Source organism: Pseudomonas sp. 8AS (assembly GCF_902506505.1).
GTDB lineage: Bacteria > Pseudomonadota > Gammaproteobacteria > Pseudomonadales > Pseudomonadaceae > Aquipseudomonas.
Map to the genome: position 1 here is coordinate 927,467 of NZ_LR733406.1, position 24,779 is coordinate 952,245.

29 protein-coding genes are annotated in these 24,779 nt (G+C 63.3%); 23 read left to right on the forward strand and 6 right to left on the reverse strand.

The window, feature by feature from the left end:
- Positions 1-60: 60 nt before the first annotated feature.
- The gene (locus GV001_RS04235) at positions 61-372 is read right to left on the reverse strand and encodes a DUF2388 domain-containing protein (protein ID WP_160078407.1); all 312 of its coding nucleotides are present in this window, start codon (positions 370-372) and stop codon (positions 61-63) included.
- 62 nt (positions 373-434) lie between these two features.
- Positions 435-1,106 (reverse strand): DUF3313 domain-containing protein, encoded by a 672-nt coding sequence (locus GV001_RS04240; RefSeq protein WP_160078408.1) that lies wholly within the window; start codon positions 1,104-1,106, stop codon positions 435-437.
- 280 nt (positions 1,107-1,386) lie between these two features.
- Here GV001_RS04240 and GV001_RS04245 point away from each other — a divergent pair, with 280 nt between their 5' ends.
- The 8 genes from GV001_RS04245 (at position 1,387) to GV001_RS04280 (ending at position 8,276) form a co-directional block, all read left to right on the forward strand.
- Positions 1,387-1,713: a TraR/DksA C4-type zinc finger protein gene (locus tag GV001_RS04245; RefSeq protein WP_160078409.1), complete on the forward strand. Its 327-nt coding sequence runs from the start codon at positions 1,387-1,389 to the stop codon at positions 1,711-1,713.
- Positions 1,714-1,792: 79 nt separating this feature from the next.
- Positions 1,793-4,246, forward strand: coding sequence for a Lon protease family protein (locus tag GV001_RS04250; protein WP_160078410.1), 2,454 nt, complete (start codon positions 1,793-1,795; stop codon positions 4,244-4,246).
- Between the two features lie 189 nt (positions 4,247-4,435).
- Complete coding sequence (locus tag GV001_RS04255) at positions 4,436-4,777, forward strand: hypothetical protein (protein ID WP_160078411.1); 342 nt, start codon at positions 4,436-4,438, stop codon at positions 4,775-4,777.
- Between the two features lie 193 nt (positions 4,778-4,970).
- Complete coding sequence (locus GV001_RS04260; RefSeq protein WP_160078412.1) at positions 4,971-5,465, forward strand: TIGR00645 family protein; 495 nt, start codon at positions 4,971-4,973, stop codon at positions 5,463-5,465.
- Between the two features lie 137 nt (positions 5,466-5,602).
- Positions 5,603-5,908 carry a DUF6482 family protein gene (locus tag GV001_RS04265; protein ID WP_160078413.1) on the forward strand — a complete coding sequence of 102 codons (306 nt, stop codon included), beginning with the start codon at positions 5,603-5,605 and terminating at the stop codon, positions 5,906-5,908.
- On the forward strand, positions 5,898-7,460 hold the full coding sequence (locus tag GV001_RS04270; protein ID WP_160078414.1) for a cryptochrome/photolyase family protein: 1,563 nt from the start codon (positions 5,898-5,900) through the stop codon (positions 7,458-7,460). The genes GV001_RS04265 and GV001_RS04270 overlap by 11 nt, the downstream gene beginning before the upstream one ends.
- Complete coding sequence (locus tag GV001_RS04275) at positions 7,457-7,603, forward strand: DUF2256 domain-containing protein (protein ID WP_160078415.1); 147 nt, start codon at positions 7,457-7,459, stop codon at positions 7,601-7,603. The genes GV001_RS04270 and GV001_RS04275 overlap by 4 nt, the downstream gene beginning before the upstream one ends.
- Before the next feature lie 55 nt (positions 7,604-7,658).
- A complete protein-coding gene (locus GV001_RS04280) occupies positions 7,659-8,276 on the forward strand; it encodes an FKBP-type peptidyl-prolyl cis-trans isomerase (RefSeq protein ID WP_160078416.1) in 618 nt (205 codons plus the stop codon).
- Between the two features lie 91 nt (positions 8,277-8,367).
- Here the strand turns inward: GV001_RS04280 and GV001_RS04285 are convergent, their stop codons facing one another.
- Together GV001_RS04285 and GV001_RS04290 are read right to left on the reverse strand one after the other, a co-directional pair.
- Complete coding sequence (locus GV001_RS04285; protein WP_160078417.1) at positions 8,368-8,622, reverse strand: hypothetical protein; 255 nt, start codon at positions 8,620-8,622, stop codon at positions 8,368-8,370.
- A gap of 133 nt (positions 8,623-8,755) precedes the next feature.
- Positions 8,756-9,724 carry a polyprenyl synthetase family protein gene (locus tag GV001_RS04290; protein ID WP_160078418.1) on the reverse strand — a complete coding sequence of 323 codons (969 nt, stop codon included), beginning with the start codon at positions 9,722-9,724 and terminating at the stop codon, positions 8,756-8,758.
- A 313-nt stretch (positions 9,725-10,037) separates the two neighbouring features.
- On the opposite strand from GV001_RS04290, the gene rplU reads away from it, so the two are divergent.
- The 5 genes from rplU to GV001_RS04315 all read left to right on the forward strand — a co-directional run bounded on the left by rplU (position 10,038) and on the right by GV001_RS04315 (position 13,616).
- Positions 10,038-10,349, forward strand: a complete 312-nt coding sequence (rplU, locus tag GV001_RS04295; RefSeq protein ID WP_160078419.1) for a 50S ribosomal protein L21 — start codon at positions 10,038-10,040, stop codon at positions 10,347-10,349.
- Positions 10,350-10,372: 23 nt separating this feature from the next.
- Positions 10,373-10,630, forward strand: coding sequence for a 50S ribosomal protein L27 (gene rpmA / locus GV001_RS04300; protein WP_160078420.1), 258 nt, complete (start codon positions 10,373-10,375; stop codon positions 10,628-10,630).
- A 106-nt stretch (positions 10,631-10,736) separates the two neighbouring features.
- On the forward strand, positions 10,737-11,963 hold the full coding sequence (cgtA, locus tag GV001_RS04305) for an Obg family GTPase CgtA (RefSeq protein ID WP_160078421.1): 1,227 nt from the start codon (positions 10,737-10,739) through the stop codon (positions 11,961-11,963).
- A gap of 61 nt (positions 11,964-12,024) precedes the next feature.
- Positions 12,025-13,143: a glutamate 5-kinase gene (gene proB / locus GV001_RS04310; RefSeq protein ID WP_160078422.1), complete on the forward strand. Its 1,119-nt coding sequence runs from the start codon at positions 12,025-12,027 to the stop codon at positions 13,141-13,143.
- 11 nt (positions 13,144-13,154) lie between these two features.
- Entirely contained in the window at positions 13,155-13,616 is a 462-nt protein-coding gene (locus tag GV001_RS04315) for a CreA family protein (protein WP_160078423.1), read from the forward strand.
- Between the two features lie 99 nt (positions 13,617-13,715).
- Here the strand turns inward: GV001_RS04315 and rpsT are convergent, their stop codons facing one another.
- Positions 13,716-13,988, reverse strand: a complete 273-nt coding sequence (gene rpsT / locus GV001_RS04320; protein ID WP_160078424.1) for a 30S ribosomal protein S20 — start codon at positions 13,986-13,988, stop codon at positions 13,716-13,718.
- A gap of 194 nt (positions 13,989-14,182) precedes the next feature.
- Here rpsT and murJ point away from each other — a divergent pair, with 194 nt between their 5' ends.
- From murJ to ispH, 6 genes are all read left to right on the forward strand, one after another.
- Entirely contained in the window at positions 14,183-15,727 is a 1,545-nt protein-coding gene (gene murJ, locus GV001_RS04325) for a murein biosynthesis integral membrane protein MurJ (protein WP_160078425.1), read from the forward strand.
- Positions 15,728-15,809: 82 nt separating this feature from the next.
- Positions 15,810-16,748, forward strand: coding sequence for a bifunctional riboflavin kinase/FAD synthetase (gene ribF, locus GV001_RS04330; RefSeq protein WP_160078426.1), 939 nt, complete (start codon positions 15,810-15,812; stop codon positions 16,746-16,748).
- A 35-nt stretch (positions 16,749-16,783) separates the two neighbouring features.
- Positions 16,784-19,615 (forward strand): isoleucine--tRNA ligase, encoded by a 2,832-nt coding sequence (ileS, locus tag GV001_RS04335; protein WP_160078427.1) that lies wholly within the window; start codon positions 16,784-16,786, stop codon positions 19,613-19,615.
- Positions 19,608-20,117, forward strand: coding sequence for a signal peptidase II (gene lspA / locus GV001_RS04340; protein WP_160078428.1), 510 nt, complete (start codon positions 19,608-19,610; stop codon positions 20,115-20,117). The genes ileS and lspA overlap by 8 nt, the downstream gene beginning before the upstream one ends.
- Complete coding sequence (locus GV001_RS04345) at positions 20,110-20,547, forward strand: peptidylprolyl isomerase (RefSeq protein ID WP_160078429.1); 438 nt, start codon at positions 20,110-20,112, stop codon at positions 20,545-20,547. The genes lspA and GV001_RS04345 overlap by 8 nt, the downstream gene beginning before the upstream one ends.
- Positions 20,548-20,629: 82 nt before the next feature.
- Entirely contained in the window at positions 20,630-21,577 is a 948-nt protein-coding gene (gene ispH / locus GV001_RS04350; protein WP_160078430.1) for a 4-hydroxy-3-methylbut-2-enyl diphosphate reductase, read from the forward strand.
- On the opposite strand, the gene GV001_RS04355 is transcribed toward ispH, so the two are convergent.
- Positions 21,572-22,063 carry a GspH/FimT family protein gene (locus GV001_RS04355; RefSeq protein ID WP_160078431.1) on the reverse strand — a complete coding sequence of 164 codons (492 nt, stop codon included), beginning with the start codon at positions 22,061-22,063 and terminating at the stop codon, positions 21,572-21,574. The genes ispH and GV001_RS04355 overlap by 6 nt on opposite strands.
- A 159-nt stretch (positions 22,064-22,222) precedes the next feature.
- On the opposite strand from GV001_RS04355, the gene GV001_RS20045 reads away from it, so the two are divergent.
- Genes GV001_RS20045 through GV001_RS04375 form a run of 4 tightly spaced genes read left to right on the forward strand, consistent with a single transcriptional unit; the run spans position 22,223 to position 24,778 of the window.
- Positions 22,223-22,732, forward strand: coding sequence for a GspH/FimT family pseudopilin (locus tag GV001_RS20045; protein WP_256664862.1), 510 nt, complete (start codon positions 22,223-22,225; stop codon positions 22,730-22,732).
- A 9-nt stretch (positions 22,733-22,741) separates the two neighbouring features.
- The gene (gene pilV / locus GV001_RS04365) at positions 22,742-23,152 is read left to right on the forward strand and encodes a type IV pilus modification protein PilV (RefSeq protein ID WP_160078432.1); all 411 of its coding nucleotides are present in this window, start codon (positions 22,742-22,744) and stop codon (positions 23,150-23,152) included.
- A gap of 10 nt (positions 23,153-23,162) precedes the next feature.
- On the forward strand, positions 23,163-24,242 hold the full coding sequence (locus GV001_RS04370; protein ID WP_160083164.1) for a PilW family protein: 1,080 nt from the start codon (positions 23,163-23,165) through the stop codon (positions 24,240-24,242).
- On the forward strand, positions 24,239-24,778 hold the full coding sequence (locus GV001_RS04375; RefSeq protein WP_256664863.1) for a PilX N-terminal domain-containing pilus assembly protein: 540 nt from the start codon (positions 24,239-24,241) through the stop codon (positions 24,776-24,778). Before GV001_RS04370 ends, GV001_RS04375 begins: the two co-directional genes overlap by 4 nt.
- Position 24,779: the final 1 nt, after the last annotated feature.

Genomic DNA, 24,779 nt, shown 5'->3' on the forward strand with positions numbered 1-24,779 from the left:
TGTGACCGCACCCCTGCGCTCGCGCCAGGGCGCTGCTACATGGCGAGGCTTGTGGCGCAGTCAGCGAGCCAGCATGGCCTGTGCCAGTTGCATGTCGCTGGCCGTGCCCGTCGGATAATTCAGGCGTACATGACGCAAGGCGTTTTCCAGCAGAGCACCGCGGATCTCGCCCTGGCTGGCGACGAAACTGGCTGCATCGTCGCGGGCCTGCAGCACGATCTTGTCGTCCTTGAAGGAGGATGAGGTGGCGTCACTGGTACCGCCGATCGATTCGATGGTGGTGTCGGTGGTGACCACGAAGCTGGTGGCCATGGCCATGTGGCTGAAGCAGAGGCCCAGCACTGCCAGGTAAAGCGGACGTTGAAATTTCATGTGTGCATCATCCTTCGAAAGAGGGAGCCCCACAGGTCGCGCGGCCTGTGGGGTTCCTGGCTTCAGCGTTTGGCGCGCAGTTGTTCCACGGACAGACGCATGTCGTTGGCCCAGCTGTCGATAACCGGTTTCACGTCATCGGCGCTGAGTACCTGCTTTTTGTTTTCCAGGTCGGTGCCGGTGCCCTTGCGTACCACCTCGGCCACCACCTTGCCGTTGCTGGCATCGACGAAGGAGGCTTCGGTGGCGATCTCCACTTGCTGGTCGCGCTCGCCGGCGGCGGTGGTCGCGGCAGCCACTACCAGGGCGATGGGGATCACTTCGTAGGGCTTGAGGCCTTCGGTTTCCGCCGATACGGCGGTGATGGCCGGGCGGATGACCAGGGTGTCGTTACTCGGCGAGTTGCTGACCCGTATGACTTTGCTCAGTTCGCGTTTCAGGGCCTGGTCGTAGTAGCTGGTGATGCCTTGCAGGGTGGCTTGCGGTATGCGCGAGTTGGGTTGCGGGGCTGGATAGAACTTGCTGGGCTCGATGTACACCTGGGTGTAGCGGCTGACGTCCAGGTTCGGATCGACCCAGCGCGCGACCTTGACCCCGCTGGGGCTCTGTTGCTCGCTCAGGCGGCTGTAGTCCTGCAGGAATCCGGAGTACTGGTCGGGTTTCACCAGGGTACTGGTGCACCCCGAGACCAGCATGCACGTGGCCAGCAGGGATGCAGCGAAGCATTTCGTCATGGGGCTCTCCTTGGTTATCGCTCGGTAGGGTCGATTTTTTTCCATATCGCGATGGTGGCAGGCGCCGTGCTATCGCAGTTTCTACAAGCCTAGTGCATGAGCCGCGCTCGGCCAGATGCTGACTGTAGCCTGCTGGGATGACAACACGGCGTATTGACCGGTATCAAGTGCCGCGGTGGCGAAAGCCTGTTTGTGTTGCCTGCCCGCCCGGCGCGTGATTGGCATCCGTGCAAGGCGCGCAGAAGCAGCCACACTGAAAAAAACGCCACGGAGTTCTGTCATGACTACGTTCGACCCGCAAGGCGCGCTGGACCAGCTGTTCGCCGAGTACAGCAAGCGCGCCAACTCGATCCGCCGTGAACTCGGCCTGCCGCACCAGGCGGACTTTGCCGAGCAGGCTCAGGAGCGGCAGAACGATGAGGTGCTGGAAGCGCTGCTGGCCGAGGCCGAGGCCGGATTGCGCCAGGTTGGCCTGGCCCGCCTGCGCCTGGCCGAGGGCAGCTATGGCGAATGCCAGCGCTGTGGCGAGTCGATCAGCCCGGCGCGTCTGGCCGTTCTGCCGGCGGCGGAATTCTGCTTGCGCTGCGCCGATCTGCAGCGCGCCTGATGCCTTGCCAGCGGCGTCGGGGCGGCGCCAGAATGAGTTCAACTTCCTGCGGTGTTGCACCGCCCGATAAGGACTTCCGATGCCCGAATCCTTCGCTGCCGGCCTGCACCTGGCGCCCGATGATCTGACCCGCCCCTTCGCTCCCGAGCAGTTCAATTTCACCACCACCGACGACCTGGAGTTCTTCCGCGGCGTGCTCGGCCAGGAGCGCGCGGTGGAGGCCCTGCAGTTCGGTGTGGCGATGCCGCGCCCGGGTTACAACGTGTTCGTCATGGGCGAGCCAGGCACCGGGCGCTTCTCCTTCGTCAAGCGCTACCTCAAGGCCGAGGCCAAGCGCCTGGCCACCCCGGCCGACCGGCTCTACGTCAATCACTTCGACGAGCCGCGCGAGCCGCGGGCGCTGGAGCTGCCGGCGGGCACCGCGGCGGCCTTCAGCGCCGATATCGGCCACCTGATCGACAACCTGCTGTCGACCTTCCCCGCCGTGTTCGAGACGCCGACCTACCAGCAGAAGAAGAGCGGCATCGACCGCATCTTCAACCAGCGCTACGACAAGGCGCTGGACGTGGTCGAGCGCCTGGCGCTGGAGAAGGAGGTGGCGCTGTACCGCGACAGCAGCAACATCGCCTTCACCCCGATGAAGGACGGCAAGGCCCTCGACGAGGCCGAGTTCGCCCAGTTGCCGGAGGCCGAGCGCGAACGCTTCCATGTCGACATCTCCGCCCTGGAGGAGCGGCTCAACGACGAGCTGGCCGGCCTGCCGCAGTGGAAGCGCGAGCTGAGCAACCAGATGCGCCAGCTCAACGAGGAAACCATCACCCTGGCGCTGCAGCCGCTGCTGGCGCCACTGTCGGAAAAGTATGCGGAAAATGCCGGAGTCTGCGCCTACCTGCAGGCGATGCAGGTCAACCTGCTGAAGACCGTGGTCGACCAGCTGGCCGACGAGAAGCCCGACGTGCAGCGCCGCGAGGCGCTCGAGGAGCAGTACTGCCCGAACCTGGTGGTGGGCCATCACGTCGATGGCGGCGCGCCGGTGGTGTTCGAGTCGCACCCGACCTACGACAACCTGTTCGGCCGCATCGAGTACAGCACCGACCAGGGTGCGCTCTACACCAGCTACCGGCAGCTGCGCCCCGGTGCCCTGCACCGCGCCAATGGCGGCTTCCTGATCCTCGAGGCGGAGAAGCTGCTCGGCGAGCCCTTCGTCTGGGAAGCGCTCAAGCGCGCCCTGCATTCGCGCCAGCTGAAGATGGAGTCGCCGCTGGGCGATCTGGGGCGCATCGCCACCGTGACCCTGACCCCGCAGGTGATCCCGCTGCAGCTCAAGGTGGTGATCATCGGCTCGCGGCAGATCTACTACACCCTGCAGGACCTCGATCCGGACTTCCAGGAGATGTTCCGCGTGCTGGTCGACTTCGACGAGGACATCCCGCTGGCCGACGACAGCCTGGAGCAGTTCGCCCAGCTGCTCAAGACCCGCACCTCGGAGGAGGGCATGGCGCCGCTGACGGCGGCCGCGGTGGCGCGCCTGGCGACCTACAGCGCGCGTCTGGCCGAACACCAGGGGCGTCTGTCGGCGCGCATCGGCGACCTGTTCCAGCTGGTCAGCGAGGCCGACTTCATCCGCCAGCTGGCCAGCGAGACGGTCACCGACGTCGGCCATATCGAGCGCGCGCTGCGCGCCAAGGCCACCCGCACCGGGCGGGTTTCGGCGCGGATCATCGACGACATGCTGGCCGGCATCATCCTCATCGACACCGCCGGCGCCGCCGTGGGCAAGTGCAACGGCCTGACCGTGCTGGAGGTCGGCGACTCGGCCTTCGGTGTGCCGGCGCGCATCTCCGCCACCGTCTATCCGGGCGGCTCGGGCATCGTCGATATCGAGCGTGAGGTCAACCTCGGCCAGCCGATCCACTCCAAGGGGGTGATGATCCTCACCGGCTACCTGGGCAGCCGCTACGCCCAGGAGTTCCCCCTGGAAATCTCCGCGAGCATCGCCCTGGAGCAGTCCTACGGTTACGTCGACGGCGACAGCGCCTCGCTGGGCGAGGTCTGCACGTTGATCTCGGCCCTGTCGCGCACGCCGCTCAAGCAGTGCTTCGCCATCACCGGCTCGATCAACCAGTTCGGCGAGGTGCAGGCGGTCGGCGGGGTCAACGAGAAGATCGAAGGCTTCTTCCGTCTGTGCGAGGCGCGCGGCCTGACCGGCGAGCAGGGGGTGATCATCCCGCACTCCAACGTCACCACCCTGATGCTCGACGAGCGTGTGCTGCAGGCGGTGCGCGGCGGCCTGTTCCACGTCTATGCGGTGCGCCAGGTCGACGAGGCGCTCAGCCTGCTGGTCGGCGAGGCAGCGGGCAGCCCGGACGAGCAGGGCCAGTTCCCGGCCGGCAGCGTCAACGCACGGGTGGTCGAGCGCCTGCGCAGCATCGCCGAGATGGGCATGGAGGAAGAGGAGAAAGAGGAGGAGGCCAAGCCCAAGGCGCCGAGGGCCAAGGCGAGCAAACCGGTGGCGAAGAAGCCCGCGCCATGAGGGGCGTGGTCTAGCGACAACTGGTCAGTCATCGAACAGTTGTCGGGCGACCATAGGGGGCACCGTGCGGAACGGTTTTCCCCCGTGCCATCCACAGAGTTATCCACAGTGTGTGGGGGTAACTTTTATCCTTCCCGAGTGCGGTTGCCGGGTGTAGGCTGAGAGCCAGACCTCGCGAGGATCGCCGTCATGCCGCGCAGCCTCTGTCTTACCCGTCAGTGCCTTGGCCTGAGCACGCGCATCGAATGCCTGATCCATCCGCTGGCCGGCGATCGCGGCCTGTGGACGCTGCTCTGCGCGGCCGGCATGTCGGCCGCGCAACCCTCGGCGATCAAGGCGCAGGGCCCGTTTCACGGGCGTCTGGAAGCCGAGTCCGTGCTCGAATCGATAGCCCAGTGCCTGGCGGTGCAGGGCTACAGCGAGTGCGCCGATCTACCGATCTGGCGCCTGCACCTGCAGGCCGAGCTGCGCCGGCTCAACGGCGAGAGCTACCCGCATTCCCGGGATTACCTGTTCCGTCCGGAAAAATAACCCAGGCGTTGCGCGCTTTTTGCGCAATGCGCGCGCTGCCGCGCAGGGGCTGTCTTGCAGCCAGGTTTCCCGACCCTACCCACAAGGTTATCCACAGCGAACGGGGATAAATCCGGCAACGCTTTGTCGTCTTTGTCCGGGCAGGCTGGCTGGGTATACTCGCCGCCAGTTTTTCCGACCTTGGCGAGAGCACATGGAACGCTTTATCGAAAACGCGATGTACGCTTCGCGCTGGCTGCTGGCGCCGATCTACTTCGGCCTGTCGCTGGCCTTGCTGGCGCTGGCGCTGAAATTCTTCCAGGAAGTCATCCACATCATGCCGGCGATCTTCAGCCTGGATGAGGCGACCCTCATCCTCAAGCTGCTGTCGCTGATCGACATGGCGCTGGTCGGCGGCCTGCTGGTGATGGTGATGATTTCCGGCTACGAAAACTTCGTCTCCCAGCTGGATATCGAAGACGGCAAGGAGAAGCTCAGCTGGCTGGGCAAGATGGACTCCGGCTCGCTGAAGATGAAGGTGGCCGCGTCCATCGTCGCCATCTCCTCGATCCACCTGCTCAAGGTGTTCATGGATGCCAAGAGCTACGACCCCGATCACCTGATGTGGTACGTGATCATCCACATGACCTTCGTGGTGTCGGCCTTCGCCATGGGTTACCTGGACAAGCTGACCAAGCACGACCACTGATCCGCTGCCATGTTGTGCCAGCCGCCCGGCCGTTGCAGAACGGACGGGCGGTTGCGGTTTTGCCTTGCGCAAAGTTGAATATGTACAAGAATATATTTTGTACATATAGTTGTACAGCTTTGTTGGCGAGGTGCTCCATGAAACTGCACGATCTGCTGGTCCATGCGCATGCTGGTCATGTGGATGAACTCAACCTGGTTTCCCTGGAAGGCGGTATCTATGTGCTGGAGGTGCACATGGATGGCAAGGCACTGCCGGTCAAGGACGAGCACGGCAAGATCCTGCACCTGCGCTCGGTCGAGCATGCCCGCGACCTGCTGCAGCAATTGCCACGCCTGCCGTTCCATCTGGTGCATGCCGAGGTCCATGACGAGATGTGTGGCATGCCGCCGGCGGCCTGTCAGCCACTACGCGTGCCGATCTCGATGAACAATGCCTGGTAGCGCGGGCGCCCCTGCTGTCGCGGTGCGCCGGCTCGGCCTGGTTCTGGGCGATCAGCTGTCCTTCGATCTGGCGCTGCTGACTGCACTGGACCCGGCGCAGGATGTCCTGTTGCTGGCGGAGGTGGCGGAGGAGGCCGGTTATGTGCCGCATCATCCGCAGAAGATCGCGCTGATCTTCAGTGCCATGCGCCACTTTGCCGAGGCACTGCGTGAGCGGGGCTGGCGAGTGCACTATGTGCGTCTCGATGATGCGGCCAATACGGGCTCGCTGGTTGGCGAATTGCGTCGCTGGGCGACGCGGCTGGCGGCTGGCGAGGTGCATGTCAGCGAATGCGGCGAGTGGCGGCTGGAACAGGCGCTGCGGGATGCCGGCCTGCCGCTGGTGTGGCATGCGGACCGGCGCTTCCTCTGTGGGCGTGCCGAGTTCGCCGCCTGGGCCCGCGGCAAGAAACAGCTGCGCATGGAGTATTTCTACCGCGAGATGCGGCGCAAGAGCGGGCTGCTGCTCAATGGCGACGGCACGCCGGTCGGCGGCGCATGGAACTTCGATGCGGACAATCGCAAGGCGCTGCCCAGGGCGGTCAAGGCGCCGCTGGTGGCGCATTTTCCCCCTGACGCCATCACCCGCGAAGTGCTGGAGCTGGTGGCGGCACGCTTCAGCCATCATTACGGCACGCTGGAGCGTTTCGACTACCCGGTAACACATGCCGAGGCCGAGGCGCTGTGGGCGCATTTCCTCGATTTCGCCCTGCCGGCCTTTGGCGATTACCAGGATGCCATGGCCAGCGGCGAGCCCTTCCTGTTCCACGCGCGCATCAGTGCGGCACTGAATATCGGCCTGCTCGATCTGCGCCGTCTGTGCGCGGATGTCGAGGCGGCCTATTGGGCGGGGCGCGTGCCACTGAATGCCGCCGAAGGCTTCATCCGTCAGCTGATCGGCTGGCGCGAGTACGTGCGCGGCATCTACTGGCTGCACATGCCGGACTACGCCGCGCGCAATGCCTTCGGCAATACCCGCGCGCTACCGGAGTTCTACTGGACCGGGCAGACCCGGATGCAGTGCATGCGCCAGGCCATCGGCCAGACGCTCGAGCATGCCTATGCCCACCATATCCAGCGGCTGATGGTCACCGGCAACTTCGCCCTGCTCGCCGGCATCGCCCCGCAGCAGGTGTGTGACTGGTACCTGGCCGTCTACCTGGATGCCTTCGACTGGGTCGAGCTGCCCAACACCCTGGGCATGGTCATGCATGCCGACGGCGGCTATCTGGGCTCCAAGCCCTATTGCGCCAGCGGCCAGTACATCAAGCGCATGTCCGACTACTGCGCCGGCTGCGCCTACAAGGTTGCCGAGAGCACCGGCGAGCAGGCCTGTCCGTTCAATGCGCTGTACTGGCACTTCCTCATGCGCCACCAGGACCGGCTCGGCGCTAACCAGCGCCTGGGCATGGTCTACAAGAACCTCGCACGCATGCCCGAGGCCAGGCGGCAAGCCCTGTGGCAGCGTGGCGAGCAGCTGCTGGCGCGCCTGGACGCCGGGCAGGCGCTGTGAGCAAGGCCGAGCTGCCGCTGAAGCATTGTGCGGTCTGCGGCCTGCCCTTCCGCTGGCGGAAGAAGTGGGCACGCTGCTGGGATGAGGTGCGCCACTGCTCTGAGCGCTGCCGACGAAATCGCTCGGCCCGGCCCGCGTCTTGAGCGGGGCACTGTGCTAGTCTGGCCGCCCTTTTTTGCCCGCTAGTGGAGCCCAGCCATGTCCGAAGTCAATCTGTCCACCGACGAGAGCCGCGTCAGCTACGGCATCGGCCGTCAGCTGGGTGACCAGCTGCGCGACAACCCGCCGCCCGGCGTCAGCCTGGATGCCGTGGTCGCCGGCCTGCGCGACGCCTTTGCCGGCCAGGCCAGTCGCGTGTCCTCGGAAGAGCTGAATGCCAGCTTCCGCGTGATCCGCGAAATCATGCAGGCCGAAGCCGCGGCCAAGGCCGAAGTTGCCGCCGGCGCCGGGCGCAGCTACCTGATCGACAACGCCAAGCGTGATGGCGTGACCGTGCTGGAGTCGGGCCTGCAGTACGAAGTGCTGGTGGCCGGCGAAGGTGCCAAGCCGTCGCGCGAAGACCACGTGCGCACCCACTACCACGGCACCCTGATCGACGGCACCGTGTTCGACAGCTCCTACGAGCGTGGCGAGCCGGCCGAGTTTCCGGTGGGTGGCGTGATTGCTGGCTGGGTCGAGGCCCTGCAGCTGATGAATACCGGCAGCAAGTGGCGCCTGCATGTGCCGAGCGAGCTGGCCTACGGCGGCCAGGCCGTCGGCAGCATCCCGCCGCACAGCGTGCTGGTGTTCGACGTCGAGCTGCTCGACATCCTGTAAGAACGATGCCCGGGGCTCGTCCTGAGCGCCCGGGCACCTGCTGCCCGGTCAGCCCCTGCAGAAGCTGCCTGGCACCAGGCGCGTCCTGGCGTCAGTCGGTTGCTCGCTGCGGTTCCTCATGGGGGCGCAGGGCGCGGGCGTAGCAGAACAGAAACAGGCTGCGAACCAGCTCCTTGAGCACGCTCGGCTCGCTGGAGTTCAGGCCGTTCAGGTCGAGATCGCCCTGGTCGCGCAGTTCATCGATGGCTTCCTCTTCCAGCACCGCGCACACCGCTCCGGTTTCCCGATTGAGAATGCGCAGGTAGGGATGCGGGCGATCCAGCCAGGCATCGATCAGATAGGTCATGGTTCAGCTCCTTGTCTTTAAACTCGGAGGTGAGAATAATTCCTATTCAAATAATAGCAAGTCTCAATTGCAGCGTTTCGTCGGGCAATAAAAAGCCCGTCGCGGGGACGGGCTCTTGGCCTGGCTCGGCGGCTCAGTGGGTGCGCGCCACGGCGAAGCGGCACAGCTCGATCAGGGCGCTGCGATGGCTGTTGTCCGGCAGGGTGTCGAGGCAGGCGATGGCGCGGTCGGCATGCTCGCGGGCCAGTTGGGCGGTATAGGTCAGCGAGCCGGAAGCGGCCACGGCGGCGCGGATGCTTTCCAGGTCCTCGATGCCGCCTTTCTGGATCGCCGTGCGCACCAGGGCGGCCTGTTCGGCGCTGCCTTCGCGCATGGTGTAGATCAGTGGCAGGGTCGGCTTGCCCTCGGCCAGGTCGTCACCGACGTTCTTGCCCAGGGTCGCCGCATCGCCCTGGTAGTCGAGCAGGTCGTCGACCAGCTGGAAGGCGATGCCCAGGTGGTCGCCGAAGTGGCGCAGGGCCTCGCTCTGTGCGCTGTCGGCGCCGGCCAGTGCGGCGGCGCTATGGGTCGAGGCCTCGAAGAGCATGGCGGTCTTGCCACGGATGACTTCCATGTAGGTCTCTTCCGTGGTGCTGGCGTCGCGCACCTTGGACAGCTGCAGCACTTCGCCTTCGGCGATCACCCGGGTGGCGCGCGAGAGAATCTTCATCACCGGCATGCAGCCGAGTTCGACCATCATCTCGAAGGAGCGCGAATAGAGAAAGTCGCCGACCAGCACGCTCGGCGCATTGCCCCACTGCGCATTGGCGGTGGCGCGGCCACGACGCATGCCGGACATGTCGACCACGTCGTCATGCAGAAGGGTGGCGGTGTGCAGGAACTCGATGGTCGCCGCCAGCAGGCGCAGGTCGTCGGCCTGGTAGCCCAGGGCCTTGCCGCTGAGCAGCACCAGCAGCGGTCGCAGGCGTTTGCCGCCGGCGGAGATGATGTAGTCGCCGATCTTTTCCACCAGGGGCACGCGCGATACCAGCTGGCGGCGGATGATGCCGTCGACGGCGGCGAAATCGTCCGCCACCACGCTGTAGAAGGCCTGGGGTTGCATCGTTGACGGGGCTCCTGGGGCTGGGCGCTGTCCGGTACCGGTCGAGGGCGCGGAATCAGCGGTGCGCGCGGCAGCTAGGCCGGTGCTCGGGCGGATTGCGCGGCATGCTAGGGGGCGGGGTAGGGGCTGTCAAGGCAAGTGCTGGCGGGGCTTGCCTCGTCTGCATGGTTTCCGTACAATCGCGGCCCCTAACTTCTTTGGGCACTCCCTGCCTTACGCAATTGCTAGGGTTCGACACTGACCCAAGCAGCCATGCCGGCCAATAACTCTTCCTATAAAGAGTCGGGTGAGCAGGTTTAACGGAGAGATATCCATGTACGCTGTAATTGTTACCGGTGGCAAGCAATACAAGGTCGCCGAAGGTGAATTCCTCAAGATCGAGAAGCTGGAAGTCGCCACTGGCGAATCCGTGACTTTCGATCGCGTTCTGCTGATCGGCAACGGTGAAGACGTCAAAATCGGCGCTCCGGTAGTTGAAGGCGCGAAGGTTGTTGCTGAAGTGACCGCCCAAGGCCGTCATGACAAAGTGACCATCATCAAGTTCCGTCGCCGCAAGCACCACATGAAGCGTCAGGGCCACCGTCAGTGGTTCACCGAAATCAAGATCACTGGCATCCAAGCCTGATCCCAGTCTGGAGTATTTGACTCATGGCACACAAAAAAGCTGGCGGTAGTACTCGTAACGGCCGCGACTCAGAAGCTAAACGCCTTGGCGTGAAGATGTATGGCAGCCAGGCCATCAAGGCCGGCAACATCATCGTGCGTCAGCGCGGCACCCAATTCCACGCTGGTTACGGCGTTGGCATGGGCAAAGACCACACTCTGTTCGCCAAAGTCGACGGCGTGGTCAAGTTCGAAGTTAAGGGTGCCTTCGGTCGCCGTTACGTGAGCGTCGTGGCTGCCTAAGTCCGCGCTTGCTGAAAAAGCCCTGTCTCGCGACGGGGCTTTTTTGTTTCTGTATATCCTGTATCCAGTGTTCCATTAGCCCGTCGCCGAGACGGGAGGCGTACCCATGAAATTCGTCGATGAAGTTTCGATTTTTGTAAAAGCCGGCGACGGCGGTAACGGCATGATGAGCTTTCGTCGCGAGAAGTTCATCGAGAAGGGTGGCCCTAACGGCGGCGATGGTGGTGATGGCGGCTCCATTTTCATGGAGGCCGATCCGAACCTGAATACTCTGGTCGACTACCGCTACACGCGTCGCTTCAATGCGCGCAATGGCGAGAAGGGTGGCAGTACCGAATGTACCGGCGCCAAGGGCGAGGATTTGATCCTGCCGGTGCCGGTCGGCACTACGGTGATCGACGCCAGTACCCAGGAAATCATCGGTGATCTGACCAGGCCGGGGCAGCGCCTGATGGTGGCCCAGGGTGGCTGGCACGGGCTGGGTAATACCCGCTTCAAGTCCAGCACCAATCGTGCCCCGCGCCAGACCACGCCTGGCAAGCCAGGCGAGTCGCGTGACCTCAAGCTGGAGCTGAAGGTGCTGGCCGATGTCGGTCTGCTCGGGTTGCCGAACGCCGGCAAGAGCACCTTCATTCGCTCGGTGTCGGCGGCCAAGCCGAAGGTGGCGGACTACCCCTTCACCACCCTGGTGCCGAACCTGGGTGTGGTCAGTGTCGGGCGCTACAAGAGCTTCGTGGTCGCCGACATTCCGGGCTTGATCGAGGGGGCTTCCGAGGGTGCTGGTCTGGGCATTCGCTTCCTCAAGCACCTGGCGCGTACTCGTCTGCTGCTGCATCTGGTCGATATGGCGCCGCTGGATCAGAGCGATCCGGCCGAGGCGGCCGAGGTGATCATTCGTGAGCTGGAGAAATTCAGTCCGGCCCTGGCCGATCGCGACCGCTGGCTGGTGCTGAACAAGGCCGACCAGCTGCTCGATGATGAGCGCGAGGAGCGCATGCGTGCGGTGATCGATCATCTGGGCTGGGAAGGTCCGGTGTTTGTCATCTCCGCCCTAGAGAGCGAAGGCACCGAGGCGCTGAGCCAGGCGATCATGCGCTATCTCGACGAGCGCGAGGTGCGCAAGGCTGAGGAGCCGGCCTATGCCGAGGCGCTGGCCGAGCTGGATCGGCGCATCGAGGACGAGGCGCGCGCCCGTCTGCAGGCGCTGGACGACAAGCGTGCGTTGCGCAAGGCGGGGCTGAAAAGCGTCGACGACATTGGCGATGACGATGTCTGGGATGACGATTTCGAAGATGACGAAGATGGTCCGGAGATCATCTACGTTCGCGATTGAGGTATCGTACAGCGCCGCTTGATAGCGGCGTTGTGCTGACTGGCCAGTAGGATTTGACGACATGCGGGACAAGGTGACCGGCGCCCGGCGCTGGGTGGTGAAGATCGGTAGTGCGCTGCTGACGGCGGACGGGCGTGGTCTGGATCGTGCGGCCATGGCGGTGTGGGTCGAGCAGATGGTGGCGCTGCGCGAGGCGGGCGTCGAGCTGGTGCTGGTGTCCTCCGGGGCGGTGGCGGCCGGCATGAGTCGTCTGGGCTGGGCGTCCCGGCCGAGCGCGATCCATGAGTTGCAGGCTGCTGCTGCTGTCGGGCAGATGGGCCTGGTGCAGGCCTGGGAGTCCAGCTTCGGCGAGCACGGCAAGCACACCGCGCAGGTGCTGCTGACCCATGACGATCTGTCGGATCGCAAGCGCTACCTGAATGCGCGCAGCACCCTGCGCACCCTGGTCGAGCTCGGCACCATCCCGGTGATCAACGAGAACGACACGGTGGTCACCGACGAGATTCGTTTCGGTGACAACGACACCCTGGCGGCGCTGGTGGCCAATCTGGTCGAGGCCGATCTGCTGGTGATTCTCACCGACCGCGATGGCATGTTCGATGCAGATCCGCGGCACAATCCAGATGCCCAGCTGATTTTCGAGGCGCGCGCCGACGATCCGTCGCTGGATGCGGTGGCCGGCGGTACCGGTGGCGCGCTGGGGCGCGGCGGCATGCAGACCAAGCTGCGCGCCGCGCGCCTGGCGGCGCGCTCCGGAGCCTATACGGTGATAGTCGGCGGGCGGATCGAGCGGGTGCTCGATCGGCTCAAGGCGGGCGAGCGCCTGGGCACCCTGCTGGCGCCCGAGCGCGGCCTGCTGGCGGCGCGCAAGCAGTGGCTGGCCGGGCATCTGCAGACGCGCGGTACGCTGACCCTGGACGCCGGGGCGGTGAAGGCGTTGCTGCAAGGGCACAAGAGTCTGTTGCCGGTCGGGGTCAAGGAAGTGCAGGGTAGCTTCCGGCGTGGCGAGATGGTGGTGTGCGTCGGTCCGGATGGTCGCGAGGTTGCCCGTGGTTTGGCCAACTACAGTGCCCTGGAGGCGCAGAAGATCGTCGGCCAGCCGTCGGATGCCATCGAGAAATTGCTGGGTTATGTCGATGAGCCCGAGCTGGTGCATCGGGATAACCTGATTCTGGTCTAAGGAGCGTGCCAATGCATCGGGCGAAGGGATTGCTGGGAGGCTTGTTGCTGTTGCCGCTGATGGCGGCGGCGCAAGAGATTGGCGAGGTTTCCACGGTGTTCAAGTGGGTCGGGCCGAACGACAAAATTGTCGTCGAGGCCTTCGACGACCCGAAGGTGGAGGGGGTGACCTGCTACCTGTCGCGCGCCAAGACCGGTGGCGTCAAGGGTGGCCTGGGCTTGGCCGAGGATCGCGCCGAGGCGTCGATTGCCTGTCGCCAGGTCGGGCCGATCCGCTTTGCCGGCAAGCTCAAGGATGGCGAGGAGGTGTTCAAGGAGCGTACCTCGCTGGTATTCAAGACCATGCAGGTGGTGCGCTTCTTTGACGAGGGGCGCAACACCCTGGTCTATCTGGTCTACAGCGACCGGATCATCGAGGGTAGTCCGCAGAACGCGGTGACCGCCATTCCGATCCTGCCCTGGGCGGGGCAGTAGGTCGATAAAAAGCCGGAGCATGCTCCGGCTTTTTTCTGTCAGGCAAAATCCGGGCAATAAAAAACCGGCCAGAGGCCGGTTCTTCATGAGCGGTACATCTTAGGCGGCGGTAGCCAGTGCCTTGATGTGACCGTTCAGGCGGCTCTTGTGACGAGCTGCTTTGTTCTTGTGGATGATGCCTTTGTCGGCCATGCGGTCGATTACAGGCACAGCCAGAACGTAAGCGGTTTGCGCTTTTTCCAGGTCCTTGGCGTCGATAGCCTTGACCACGTTCTTGATGTAGGTACGAACCATGGAGCGCAGGCTGGCGTTATGGCTACGACGCTTCTCAGCCTGTTTTGCGCGTTTTTTGGCAGAAGGTGTATTGGCCACCGTCAAGCTCCTCGAGAAAAAACTGGGGGATAGCAACAAATAAGGCCGCGAATCATGCCGAGGCGAGGCTCATATGTCAAGCGCATTAGCATCCCGGTGTGCTGGCCTGACCAGTGGCGTGCCGTTACACTCGACGCCTTTGCGCGGCAGCGGATTGTCCGCGACTGCGCGCGTTTGCGGAAGTCGAATATTCCATGAATTTGCTCAAGTCGCTGGCGGCCGTCAGCTCCCTGACCATGCTTTCCCGGGTGCTGGGCTTCGTTCGCGATACCTTGATTGCGCGGATTTTCGGTGCCGGAGTCGCCTCGGATGCCTGGGTGGTGGCCTTCAAGCTGCCTAACCTGCTGCGCCGGATCTTTGCCGAGGGCGCCTTCTCTCAGGCCTTCGTGCCGATTCTGGCGGAGTACAAGACCCAGCAGGGTGACGAGGCGGCGCGAACCTTTGTTGCCTATGTCTCGGGTCTGCTGACCCTGGTGCTGGCGCTGGTCACCTTGCTCGGCATACTGGCGGCGCCCTGGATCGTATGGATTTCCGCGCCAGGCTTTGCCGATGAGGCTGATCGCTTCGGCCTGACGGTCGATCTGTTGCAGGTGACCTTTCCTTACATCCTGCTGATCTCGTTGTCATCGCTGGCCGGCGCGGTGCTGAACACCTGGAACCGCTTCTCGGTGCCGGCCTTTGTGCCGACCTTGCTGAATGTCAGCATGATCATCTTCATGCTGTTCCTCGCGCCTTATTTCGACCCGCCGATCATGGCGCTGGCCTGGGCTGTGCTGGTTGGCGGCCTGCTGCAGATGCTTTACCAGCTGCCGCACCTGAAGAAGATCGGCATGCTCGTGCTGCCGCGCCTGAGCTTTCGCGATACCGGCGTGTGGCGTGTGCTCAAGCAGATGGGGCCGGCGATCTTCGGCGTGTCGGTCAGCCAGATCTCGCTGATCATCAATACGATCTTCGCCTCCTTCCTGGTCGCCGGTTCGGTGTCCTGGATGTACTACGCCGACCGTCTGATGGAGCTGCCGTCCGGGGTGCTGGGGGTGGCGCTGGGCACCATCCTGTTGCCAGCCTTGTCGAAAACCTATTCCAGTGCCAATCGTGAGGATTATTCTCGTTTGCTCGATTGGGGGCTGCGCCTGTGCTTTCTGTTGGTGCTGCCGTCTGCGCTGGCGTTGGCGGTGCTGGCCGAGCCGCTAACCGTTTCGCTGTTCCAGTACGGCAAGTTCACGGCCAGCGATGCTGATATGACTCAGAGGGCGTTGATCGCCTATTCGGTCGGTTTGCTTGGTATTACCCTGATCAAAATCCTGGCGCCCGGCTTCTATGCCCAGCAGAACATCAAGACGCCGGTGAAGATTGCCGTTGTCAGTCTGCTTGCCACGCAGTTGATGAACGTGCTGTTCGTCTTCGTGATTCCCCTGGCGCATGCCGGCCTGGCGCTGTCCATCAGCTTGGCCGCCTGCCTGAATGCTGCGCTGCTGTATTGGCGGTTGTGCAAGGGCGGGTTGTACCAGCCGCAGGCTGGCTGGCTGTTATTCCTCGGCAAGTTGTCGCTTGCGCTATTGGTAATGGTCGTGGCGCTGCTGCTGGCCATGCATTTCATGCCGCCATGGGCTGATGACGGCATGCTCTGGCGTCTGCTGCGTCTTGCGGCGCTGGTGCTGGGCGGGGGGCTGGTCTATTTCTGTGTGCTGGTGCTGCTGGGCTTCCGTTTGCGCGATTTCGCCCGGCGCGCAGTGCGCTGACGGCGCGGATGACGGACGCACTGCCTGTTGTCCGTCGCCGCCTGTGCGTATAATCGACCACTTTGTAAGCAAGAAGCGCGCTATGCAGCTGGTCCGCGGTCTTCACAATCTGCTACCCCTGAGCCAGGGATGCGTTGCCACGATCGGCAATTTCGACGGCGTGCACCGGGGCCACCAGGCCATCCTGGCGCGCTTGCGCGAGCGTGCGATCGAGCTCGGCGTGCCCAGTTGCGTGGTGATCTTCGAGCCCCAGCCGCGCGAGTTCTTCGGCCCCGATACGGCGCCGGCGCGTCTGACCCGTCTGCGTGAGAAGCTCGAACTGCTGGCCGGGCAGGGTGTCGATCTGGTGCTGTGCCTGGCGTTCAACCGGCGTCTGCGCGAACTGTCGGCGGCCGAGTTCGTGCGCCAGGTGCTGGTCGACGGCCTGGGCGTCAAACATCTGGAAGTCGGCGACGATTTCCGCTTCGGTTGCGATCGTTCGGGCGATTTCGCCTTCCTGGTGCAGGCTGGCGAGCAGCAGGGGTTCAGCGTCGAAGCGGCGTTGACCGTCGAGCTGGATGCCGATCGGGTCAGCAGCACCCGGGTGCGCCAGGCGCTGCAGGCTGGCGAGCTGGAGCTGGCGGAACGTCTGCTCGGCCGCCCCTTCGCCTTGAGCGGGCGGGTGCTGCACGGGCAGAAACTGGCGCGCCAGCTCGGCACGCCGACTGCCAATGTGCAGCTCAAGCGGCGCCAGCCGCCGCTGCGCGGGGTGTTTCTGGTCAGTGCGCTGGTCGATGGCCGGCGTTACCGGGGAGTGGCCAATATCGGCCAGCGACCGACGGTCGCCGGCGATGGTCGCCCCCACCTGGAAGTGCATCTGCTGGATTTCGCCGGCGACCTGTATGGCCGGCGCCTGACGGTGATTTTCCACCACAAGCTGCGCGATGAGCAGCGTTTCGCCTCGCTGGAGGCGCTGAAGGCAGCGATAGACGCGGATGTCGCTGCCGCCCGGGCCTACTGGCTGGGTCAGCCGCTTGATTGATCACCGCTTGACTGAATTGAGCCCAAGAGCCTGAGATGACCGACTACAAAGCCACGCTGAACCTCCCGGATACTGCCTTCCCGATGAAAGCCGGCCTGCCGCAGCGCGAGCCGGAAACCCTGGCGCGCTGGGACAGCATTGGCCTGTACCAGAAGCTGCGGCAGCTCGGCGCGAACCGGCCGAAGTTCGTCCTGCACGACGGCCCGCCCTATGCCAACGGCAGCATCCACATCGGTCACGCGGTCAACAAGATCCTCAAGGACATGATCGTCCGCTCCAAGACCCTGTCCGGTTTCGACGCCCCCTATGTGCCGGGCTGGGACTGCCACGGCCTGCCGATCGAGCACAAGGTCGAGACCACTTTCGGCAAGAACCAGCCGTCCGACCTGACCCGCGAGCGCTGCCGTACCTATGCCGGCGAGCAGATCGAAGGGCAGAAGGCCGACTTCATCCGTCTCGGTGTGCTGGGCGACTGGGACAATCCGTACAAGACCATGGCCTTCGCCAACGAGGCCGGGGAAATCCGCGCCCTGGCCGAGATGGTCAAGCAGGGCTTCGTGTTCAAGGGCCTGAAGCCGGTCAACTGGTGCTTCGATTGCGGTTCGGCGCTGGCCGAAGCGGAAGTCGAGTACCAGGACAAGAAGTCCGATGCCATCGACGTGGCGTTCGTCGTCGAGGATGCCGCCAAGCTGGCTGCTGCCTTCAGTCTGACCGACTTGAGCAAGCCGGCCAGCATCGTGATCTGGACCACCACGCCCTGGACCATTCCGGCCAACCAGGCGCTCAACGTCCACCCCGAATTCACCTACGCCCTGGTCGATACCGGCGAACGCCTGCTGCTGCTGGCCGAAGAACTGGTCGAAAGCTGCCTGGCGCGCTACGGCCTGCAAGGCGAGGTGCTGGCCACCACCCAGGGCGCGAAGCTGGAGCACATCCGCTTCCGTCACCCCTTCTATGAGCGTTTCGCGCCGGTCTACCTGGCCGAATACGTCGAGCTGGGCGCCGGTACCGGCATCGTCCACTCGGCGCCGGCCTACGGCGAGGACGACTTCCGTTCGTGCAAGCAGTACGGCATGAGCAACGACGACATCCTCAGCCCGGTGCAGAGCAACGGCGTATATGTCAGCGACCTGCCGTTCTTCGGCGGCCAGTTCATCTGGAAGGCCAACCCGGCCATCGTCGCCAAGCTCGACGAAGTCGGCGCGCTGCTCAAGCACGAGGCGATCCAGCACAGCTATATGCACTGCTGGCGGCACAAGACCCCGCTGATCTACCGCGCCACCGCGCAGTGGTTCGTCGGCATGGACAAGACCCCGAATGACGGTGCGACCCTGCGCGAGCGCGCCCTGGCCGCTATCGAGCAGACCGAATTCGTCCCGGGCTGGGGCCAGGCGCGCCTGCACAGCATGATCGCCGGGCGCCCGGACTGGTGCATCTCGCGCCAGCGCAACTGGGGCGTGCCGATCCCGTTCTTCCTGCACAAGGAAAGCGGCGAGCTGCACCCGCGTACCGTCGAGCTGATGGAAGAAGTGGCCAGGCGCGTCGAGGAGCAAGGCATCGAGGCTTGGTTCAAGCTGGATGCCGCGGAGCTGCTGGGTGCCGAGGCGGCGCAGTACGACAAGATCAGCGATACCCTGGACGTCTGGTTCGACTCCGGCACCACCCACTGGCACGTGATGCGTGGCTCGCACCCGATGGGGCACGAGCACGGCCCGCGCGCCGACCTCTACCTGGAAGGTTCCGACCAGCACCGCGGCTGGTTCCATTCGTCCCTGCTGACCGGCAGTGCCATCGACGGCCATGCGCCGTACAAGGCCCTGCTGACCCACGGCTTCGTGGTCGACGAGAACGGCCGCAAGATGTCCAAGTCGCTGGGCAACGTGGTCGCCCCGCAGGAGGTCAACGACAGCCTGGGTGCCGACATCATGCGCCTGTGGGTATCGTCCACCGACTACTCGGGCGAGATGGCCGTGTCCAAGGTCATCCTGCAGCGCAGCGCCGATGCCTATCGGCGTATCCGCAACACCACGCGCTTCCTGCTTTCCAACCTGAACGGCTTCGACCCGGCCAAGGACCTGCTGCCGGTCGAGCAGATGCTCGATCTGGATCGCTGGGCCCTGGATGCCGCGGCGCGTCTGCAGGACGAAGTGATCGAAGCCTACGGCGAATACCGCTTCTGGAACGTCTACCAGAAGGTGCACAACTTCTGCGTGCAGGAGCTGGGCGGCTTCTATCTCGACATCATCAAGGACCGCCAGTACACCACCGCGGCCAATAGCGTGGCGCGGCGCTCCTGCCAGACCGCGCTGTTCCACATCGCCGAGGCGCTGGTGCGCTGGATCGCGCCGATCCTGGCCTTTACCGCCGATGAGATCTGGCAGTTCCTGCCGGGCGAGCGCAACGAGTCGGTGATGCTCAATACCTGGTACACCGGCCTGCAGCGCCTGCCGGAAGGCTTCGCGCTGGATCGCGCCTACTGGGATCAGGTCATGGCGGTGAAAGCCGCGGTGAACAAGGAGCTGGAAAACCTGCGCGCGGCCAAGGCCATTGGCGGCAGCCTGCAGGCGGAAGTCACCCTGTACGGCGAAGAGGCGCTGCAGGGCGCACTGGCCAAGCTGGGCGACGAGCTGCGTTTCGCCCTGATCACCTCGGCTGCCTCGCTGGCACCACTGGCCGATGCGCCGGCCGATGCGGTGGTGACCGAAGTCGCCGGGCTGAAGCTGAAGATCGTCAAGTCGGCCCATGCCAAGTGCGGGCGTTGCTGGCACTTCCGCGCCGATGTTGGCAGCCATGCCGCGCATCCCGAGCTGTGCGAGCGTTGCGTGAGCAACATCGAAGGCGCCGGCGAGGTGCGTGAGCATGCCTGAGGTCAGCCGTTTCGGGCGCCTGGCCTGGCTGTGGCTGGCGCTGCTGGTGTTCGTCCTCGACCAGGGCAGCAAGCAGGTGGTGCTGCAGGTACTCGAGTATGGCCAGCGCGTGGTCGTACTCGATGGCTATTTCGACTGGATCCATGTGTACAACCGCGGCGCCGCCTTCAGTTTCCTGGCCGGCGAGTCCGGCTGGCAGCGCTGGTTCTTTGCTGCCATCGCCCTGGGCGTCAGCGCGGTGCTGGTGGTCTGGATGAAGCGCCTGAAGGCCGATGAAACCTGGCTGGCCATCGCCCTGGCCCTGGTGCTGGGCGGGGCGCTGGGCAATCTGTATGACCGTATCGTGCTCGGTCATGTGGTCGACTTCATCCTCGTGCACTGGCAGAGCCAGTATTACTTCCCCGCCTTCAATCTGGCGGACAGCGGCATTACCGTCGGCGCCGTGATGCTGGCGCTGGATATGTTCAAGAGCAAGAAGTCCGGAGAACCTGCACATGACTGAGCAACGTATTGGCCCGGACAGGGAAGTCACCCTGCATTTCGCCCTCAAGCTGGCTAATGGCGACGTGGTCGACAGTACCTTCGACAAGCAGCCGGCGACCTTCAAGGTCGGCGATGGCAATCTGCTGCCGGGTTTCGAGGCGGCCTTGTTCGGCTTCAAGGCCGGCGACAAGCGCGTGGTACAGGTCGAGCCGGAAAACGCCTTCGGCCAGCCCAATCCGCAGAATGTGCAGGTGATGCCGCGTGCGCAGTTCCAGGATATGGAGCTGTCCGAAGGGCTGCTGGTGATTTTCAACGATGCGGCCAACGCCGAGCTGCCTGGGGTGGTCAAAGCTTTTGACGACACCCAGGTGACCATCGACTTCAATCACCCGCTGGCCGGCAAGACGCTGAACTTCGAGGTGGAAATCATCGAGGTTCGCCTGGTCTGATGCCGGCTGGCCGCGCCGCCATGGTGCGGCCGTAGGCTCCGCATCCACATCCCTTTTTTGCGCACTTCCCGAGATCGCCAGCATGCAAATCAAACTCGCCAACCCCCGCGGCTTCTGCGCCGGTGTCGATCGCGCGATCGAGATCGTCAACCGCGCCCTGGAAGTGTTTGGTCCGCCGATCTACGTGCGTCATGAAGTGGTGCACAACAAGTTCGTGGTCGAGGATTTGCGCGCGCGCGGCGCCATCTTCGTCGAGGAGCTGGAGCAGGTCCCGGACGACGTCATCGTCATCTTCAGTGCCCATGGCGTGTCCCAGGCGGTGCGTCAGGAAGCCGAGGCGCGCGGCCTCAAGGTGTTCGATGCGACCTGCCCGCTGGTGACCAAGGTGCACATGGAAGTGGCGCGCTACAGCCGTGACGGCCGCGAGTGCATCCTCATCGGCCATGCCGGGCACCCGGAAGTCGAGGGCACCATGGGCCAGTACGACGCGGCCAACGGCGGCGCCATCTACCTGGTTGAGGATGAGGCGGACGTTGCCAGGCTGCAGGTGCGCAACCCCGAACAACTGGCCTTCGTCACCCAGACCACCTTGTCGATGGATGACACCAGCCGGGTCATCGACGCGTTGCGGGCCAAGTACCCGAGCATCGGCGGCCCGCGCAAGGACGACATCTGCTACGCCACCCAGAATCGCCAGGATGCGGTCAAGCAGCTGGCAGCCGAATGCGATGTGGTGCTGGTGGTGGGCAGTCCAAACAGCTCCAACTCCAATCGCCTGCGCGAACTGGCCGAGCGCCTGGAGACTCCGGCCTATCTCATCGATGGCGCCGAAGACCTGCGCCAGGAATGGTTTGCCGGTAAGTCGCTGATCGGCATCACGGCCGGTGCTTCCGCCCCGGAAGTGCTGGTGCGGGGGGTCATCGAGCAGCTCAAGGCCTGGGGGGCTAATGCCGTCATGGAAGTGGAAGGGCGCCTGGAGAATGTGACCTTCTCGATGCCCAAAGAGCTGCGTCTGACCCCCATTTCATAAGCAGCGCGCCGTTTCGCGCGTGATGCGTGCGCGCCCGGACTTGCTGACGATGACCTTGAAGTAGTAGTCGCTGTCCGCCGCACAAACACTAAAACTCCCCGCGGCAAAAGCCCCGCCGTTTTGCACTGCGGCGCCGTCCGGCATGAAGGTCGCGCCCGCTCGCCAAGTGCTGCTGCTCAGTATCCGTAGTGGCTCGGCTGCTGCGGCGCGCTGCGTCAGCACGCGCATATCAGGGGTGGCGGGATTGGTGGTTACCCGCCAGCCGCAACCCCAACAATTAATCGTGAGTGGCTGAATGCCTATGGGTTGCTGGCGCATGACTGCCAGATGGCGGGCATAGGCGAGATCCTGCCTGAGCTGTTGGGTGGCTGTATTCAGCCGGCTCTGTGTGACCCATGAGTCGACTGCAGGAGTGGCCGCTGCGGCAGCGATAGACAAAATCACCAAGGCGACGAGGCATTCGGCCAGGCTGGTTCCGTTTTCCATAAGACACATCCATGTGCACTGGGAGTGATTCACGTTAGATCACCGGGTTCTTTCTCGCCAGTGACCTGCTGTCAGCAAAATGGTGCGGCCGTCGGTCGCCTGGCGACAGGCCAGACGCGGCTGATTAGGCTGCGGGCCACAGAAGACTGGAGGTGCAGGGTGAGGCTTTACAGAGGGTTCTCCTTGGTGGAGTTGATGGTCACAGTCGCCGTTTTGGGCGTGTTGCTGGCGATTGCGGCGCCAGGCTTCAGTGACATGATGCGCAACAACCGCTCTCAGGCTGCTGCCAACGAACTGGTTTCAGCGCTGAATACGGCTCGTACAGAGGCGGTCAAGCGGGGCTCGCGTGTCAGCCTATGTCCTAGTTCGGATGGTGCCACCTGTTCGGGTACTTCGTGGCAAACCGGCTGGATTGTCTTTGTTGACACGGCAGCAAGCGACACGGCTGCTTCTCCGGCGCTCGGGGCAACTCTCAGTCGGCGTACTGGCATGTCCGGTGGAGCGACCGCCACAGGTACCGCGAGCTTTATCCGTTTCTCTGGTCTGGGCTTTGCCCCGAAAAACTCGACCATCACCGTTCAGGTCACCGGTTGTACTGGGCCCAATGCCAGGACTATCTCGTTTTCGGCATCAGGCAGGATTTCCGTGCAGAAAGTGAACTGCACCTGAGGAGACGAAATGAAGCACGAAAGAGGCTTATCCCTGATCGAGGTGCTGGTGACCTTGCTGATTACTTCGGTGGGGTTGCTCGGTCTGGCTGCTTTGCAGGGGCGTTCATTGCAGTTCAACCATGGCGCCTATCTGCGTTCGCAGGCCAATATTCTCGCCTATGACATGGCCGATCGCATGCGCCTGAACAAGGATGATGCGCGCGCGAACCTGTACAACATCAGCATTTCGGACGGAGTACCAACGGCGGTCAGCACAGTGACCACAGATCAGAATCAGTGGCTGACGCTGATTGCGGCAACACTGCCGGCGGGTGATGGCGCGGTGAGTTGTGCCTCGAATATCTGCACCTTGACCATCCAATGGCGTGAAGCGGGGCGAGATGCCAACGACAGCTTCACCTACAAGACACAAATCTAAGGACAGGGCCATGTACAGACTACAGAAAGGCTTGTCTCTGGTTGAATTAATGGTGGCCATGGTTGTCGGGCTGATCCTCATTGCTGGTGTCGGTAAGATATTTGTCGACAGCAAGAAGACCTACAGCTTTCAACAGTCGTTGGCCCGTATCCAGGAAAATGGCCGTATGGCCTTGGAGTTTCTCGGTCGTGATATTCGCATGGCTGGTTATACCGGCTGTGCCAGCGGCGATTACTCTTCGACCACCAATACACTGAATAATGCCGCCACGATTAATTACGACTTTTCCCGGGGGGTGCGTGGCTATGATGTCGGTGCCAGTGTGCCGACGGATCTCTCTGCCTTGAGTCCGGCACCTCTTCCCAATACCGATGTTTTGATACTCAAAGGGCCGGTGGGTGATGGTGTGAAGGTCGTCCAGAACAATAACTCGGCGCAGTTGTTTGCCGAAGAAAAGGGCGTCGAGGCGGGGGCGTGCGCGGACAGTACTGACAGGATCAGTGGTATCTGTCAGGGCGATATTTTGATGGTGGCGGACTGCAACAAGGCCAGGATTTTCCAGACCGGCAATATTCAGGTGACCGGGCAGCCCAATGAGTTCAACTTGACCCACCCCGCTTCTGGGACGCCAGGGAACGCCATAAGCTCTTGGGGGGGGGCAAGTGCTCCAGACTCCGAGAAATTTGGTACCGACTCGGAAATCATCAAGATGAATACGGTTTATTACTACATCGCCACTAGTGCCGGGGGAAGTGGGCAGCCGGCACTCTGGCAGGCGATAGTGCCTGGTACGGCCCAGGAAATTCTCGAAGGCGTGGAGAATCTGCAGTTGCTCTATGGCCGGGATACCGGGACGGACTTTGTTCCGGATCAATATGATACCGCCACAGCAGTCACTAGCGCGGCTGCCTGGGATAAGGTGGGGGCTGTTCGTGTACAGTTGCTTGTTCGTAGTGTCGAGAACAATGTGACGGATACAGCGCAAGTCGTCAGTTTCAATGGTGGCAGTGTTAATAGCGTGGCGCCAACGGACAAGCGCCTGCGCCACGTTTTTGTTTCTACCATCGGCGTGAGGGCGAAGATGCCATGAGTCAATCTGTCGCAATGCTTTATGGTCGTGAGCGTGGCGCTACGTTAATTGTTGCCTTGGTGTTGCTGTTGATCATGACCCTGATTGGCGTGGCAGGTATGCAGGACACCACGCTGCAAGAGAAAATGGTCGGTAATATGCGTGACCGTAACTTGGCCTTCCAAGCGGCTGAAGCGGCCCTGCGTGGCGGCGAAAAATATCTGCAGGCGGCTACCTTGCCGGCATTCAACAATTCTGCCGGATTGATTAACAAGAACTATACCGGGCTGCGCTCCGGGGATCCGGCCTTTTGGGAGGCTTATCCTTGGCCATCCAACTCACGGACTTACTCCTCGACGGCAACGTACAGTGAACTGAGTGCGGCGCCGCGCTATGTGGTTGAAGAGGTGCCTACGGTGTTTGCTGCTCCAGGCGAGAGTATGAAATTCGGCGCTCTCAAGGAAATCAAGAGCTATCGCGTAACGGCGCGCGCCCAAGGCGGCACGACCGATGCGGTGGTGATTCTGCAGTCGACCTATCGTCGGCAGGGAGGCTAGA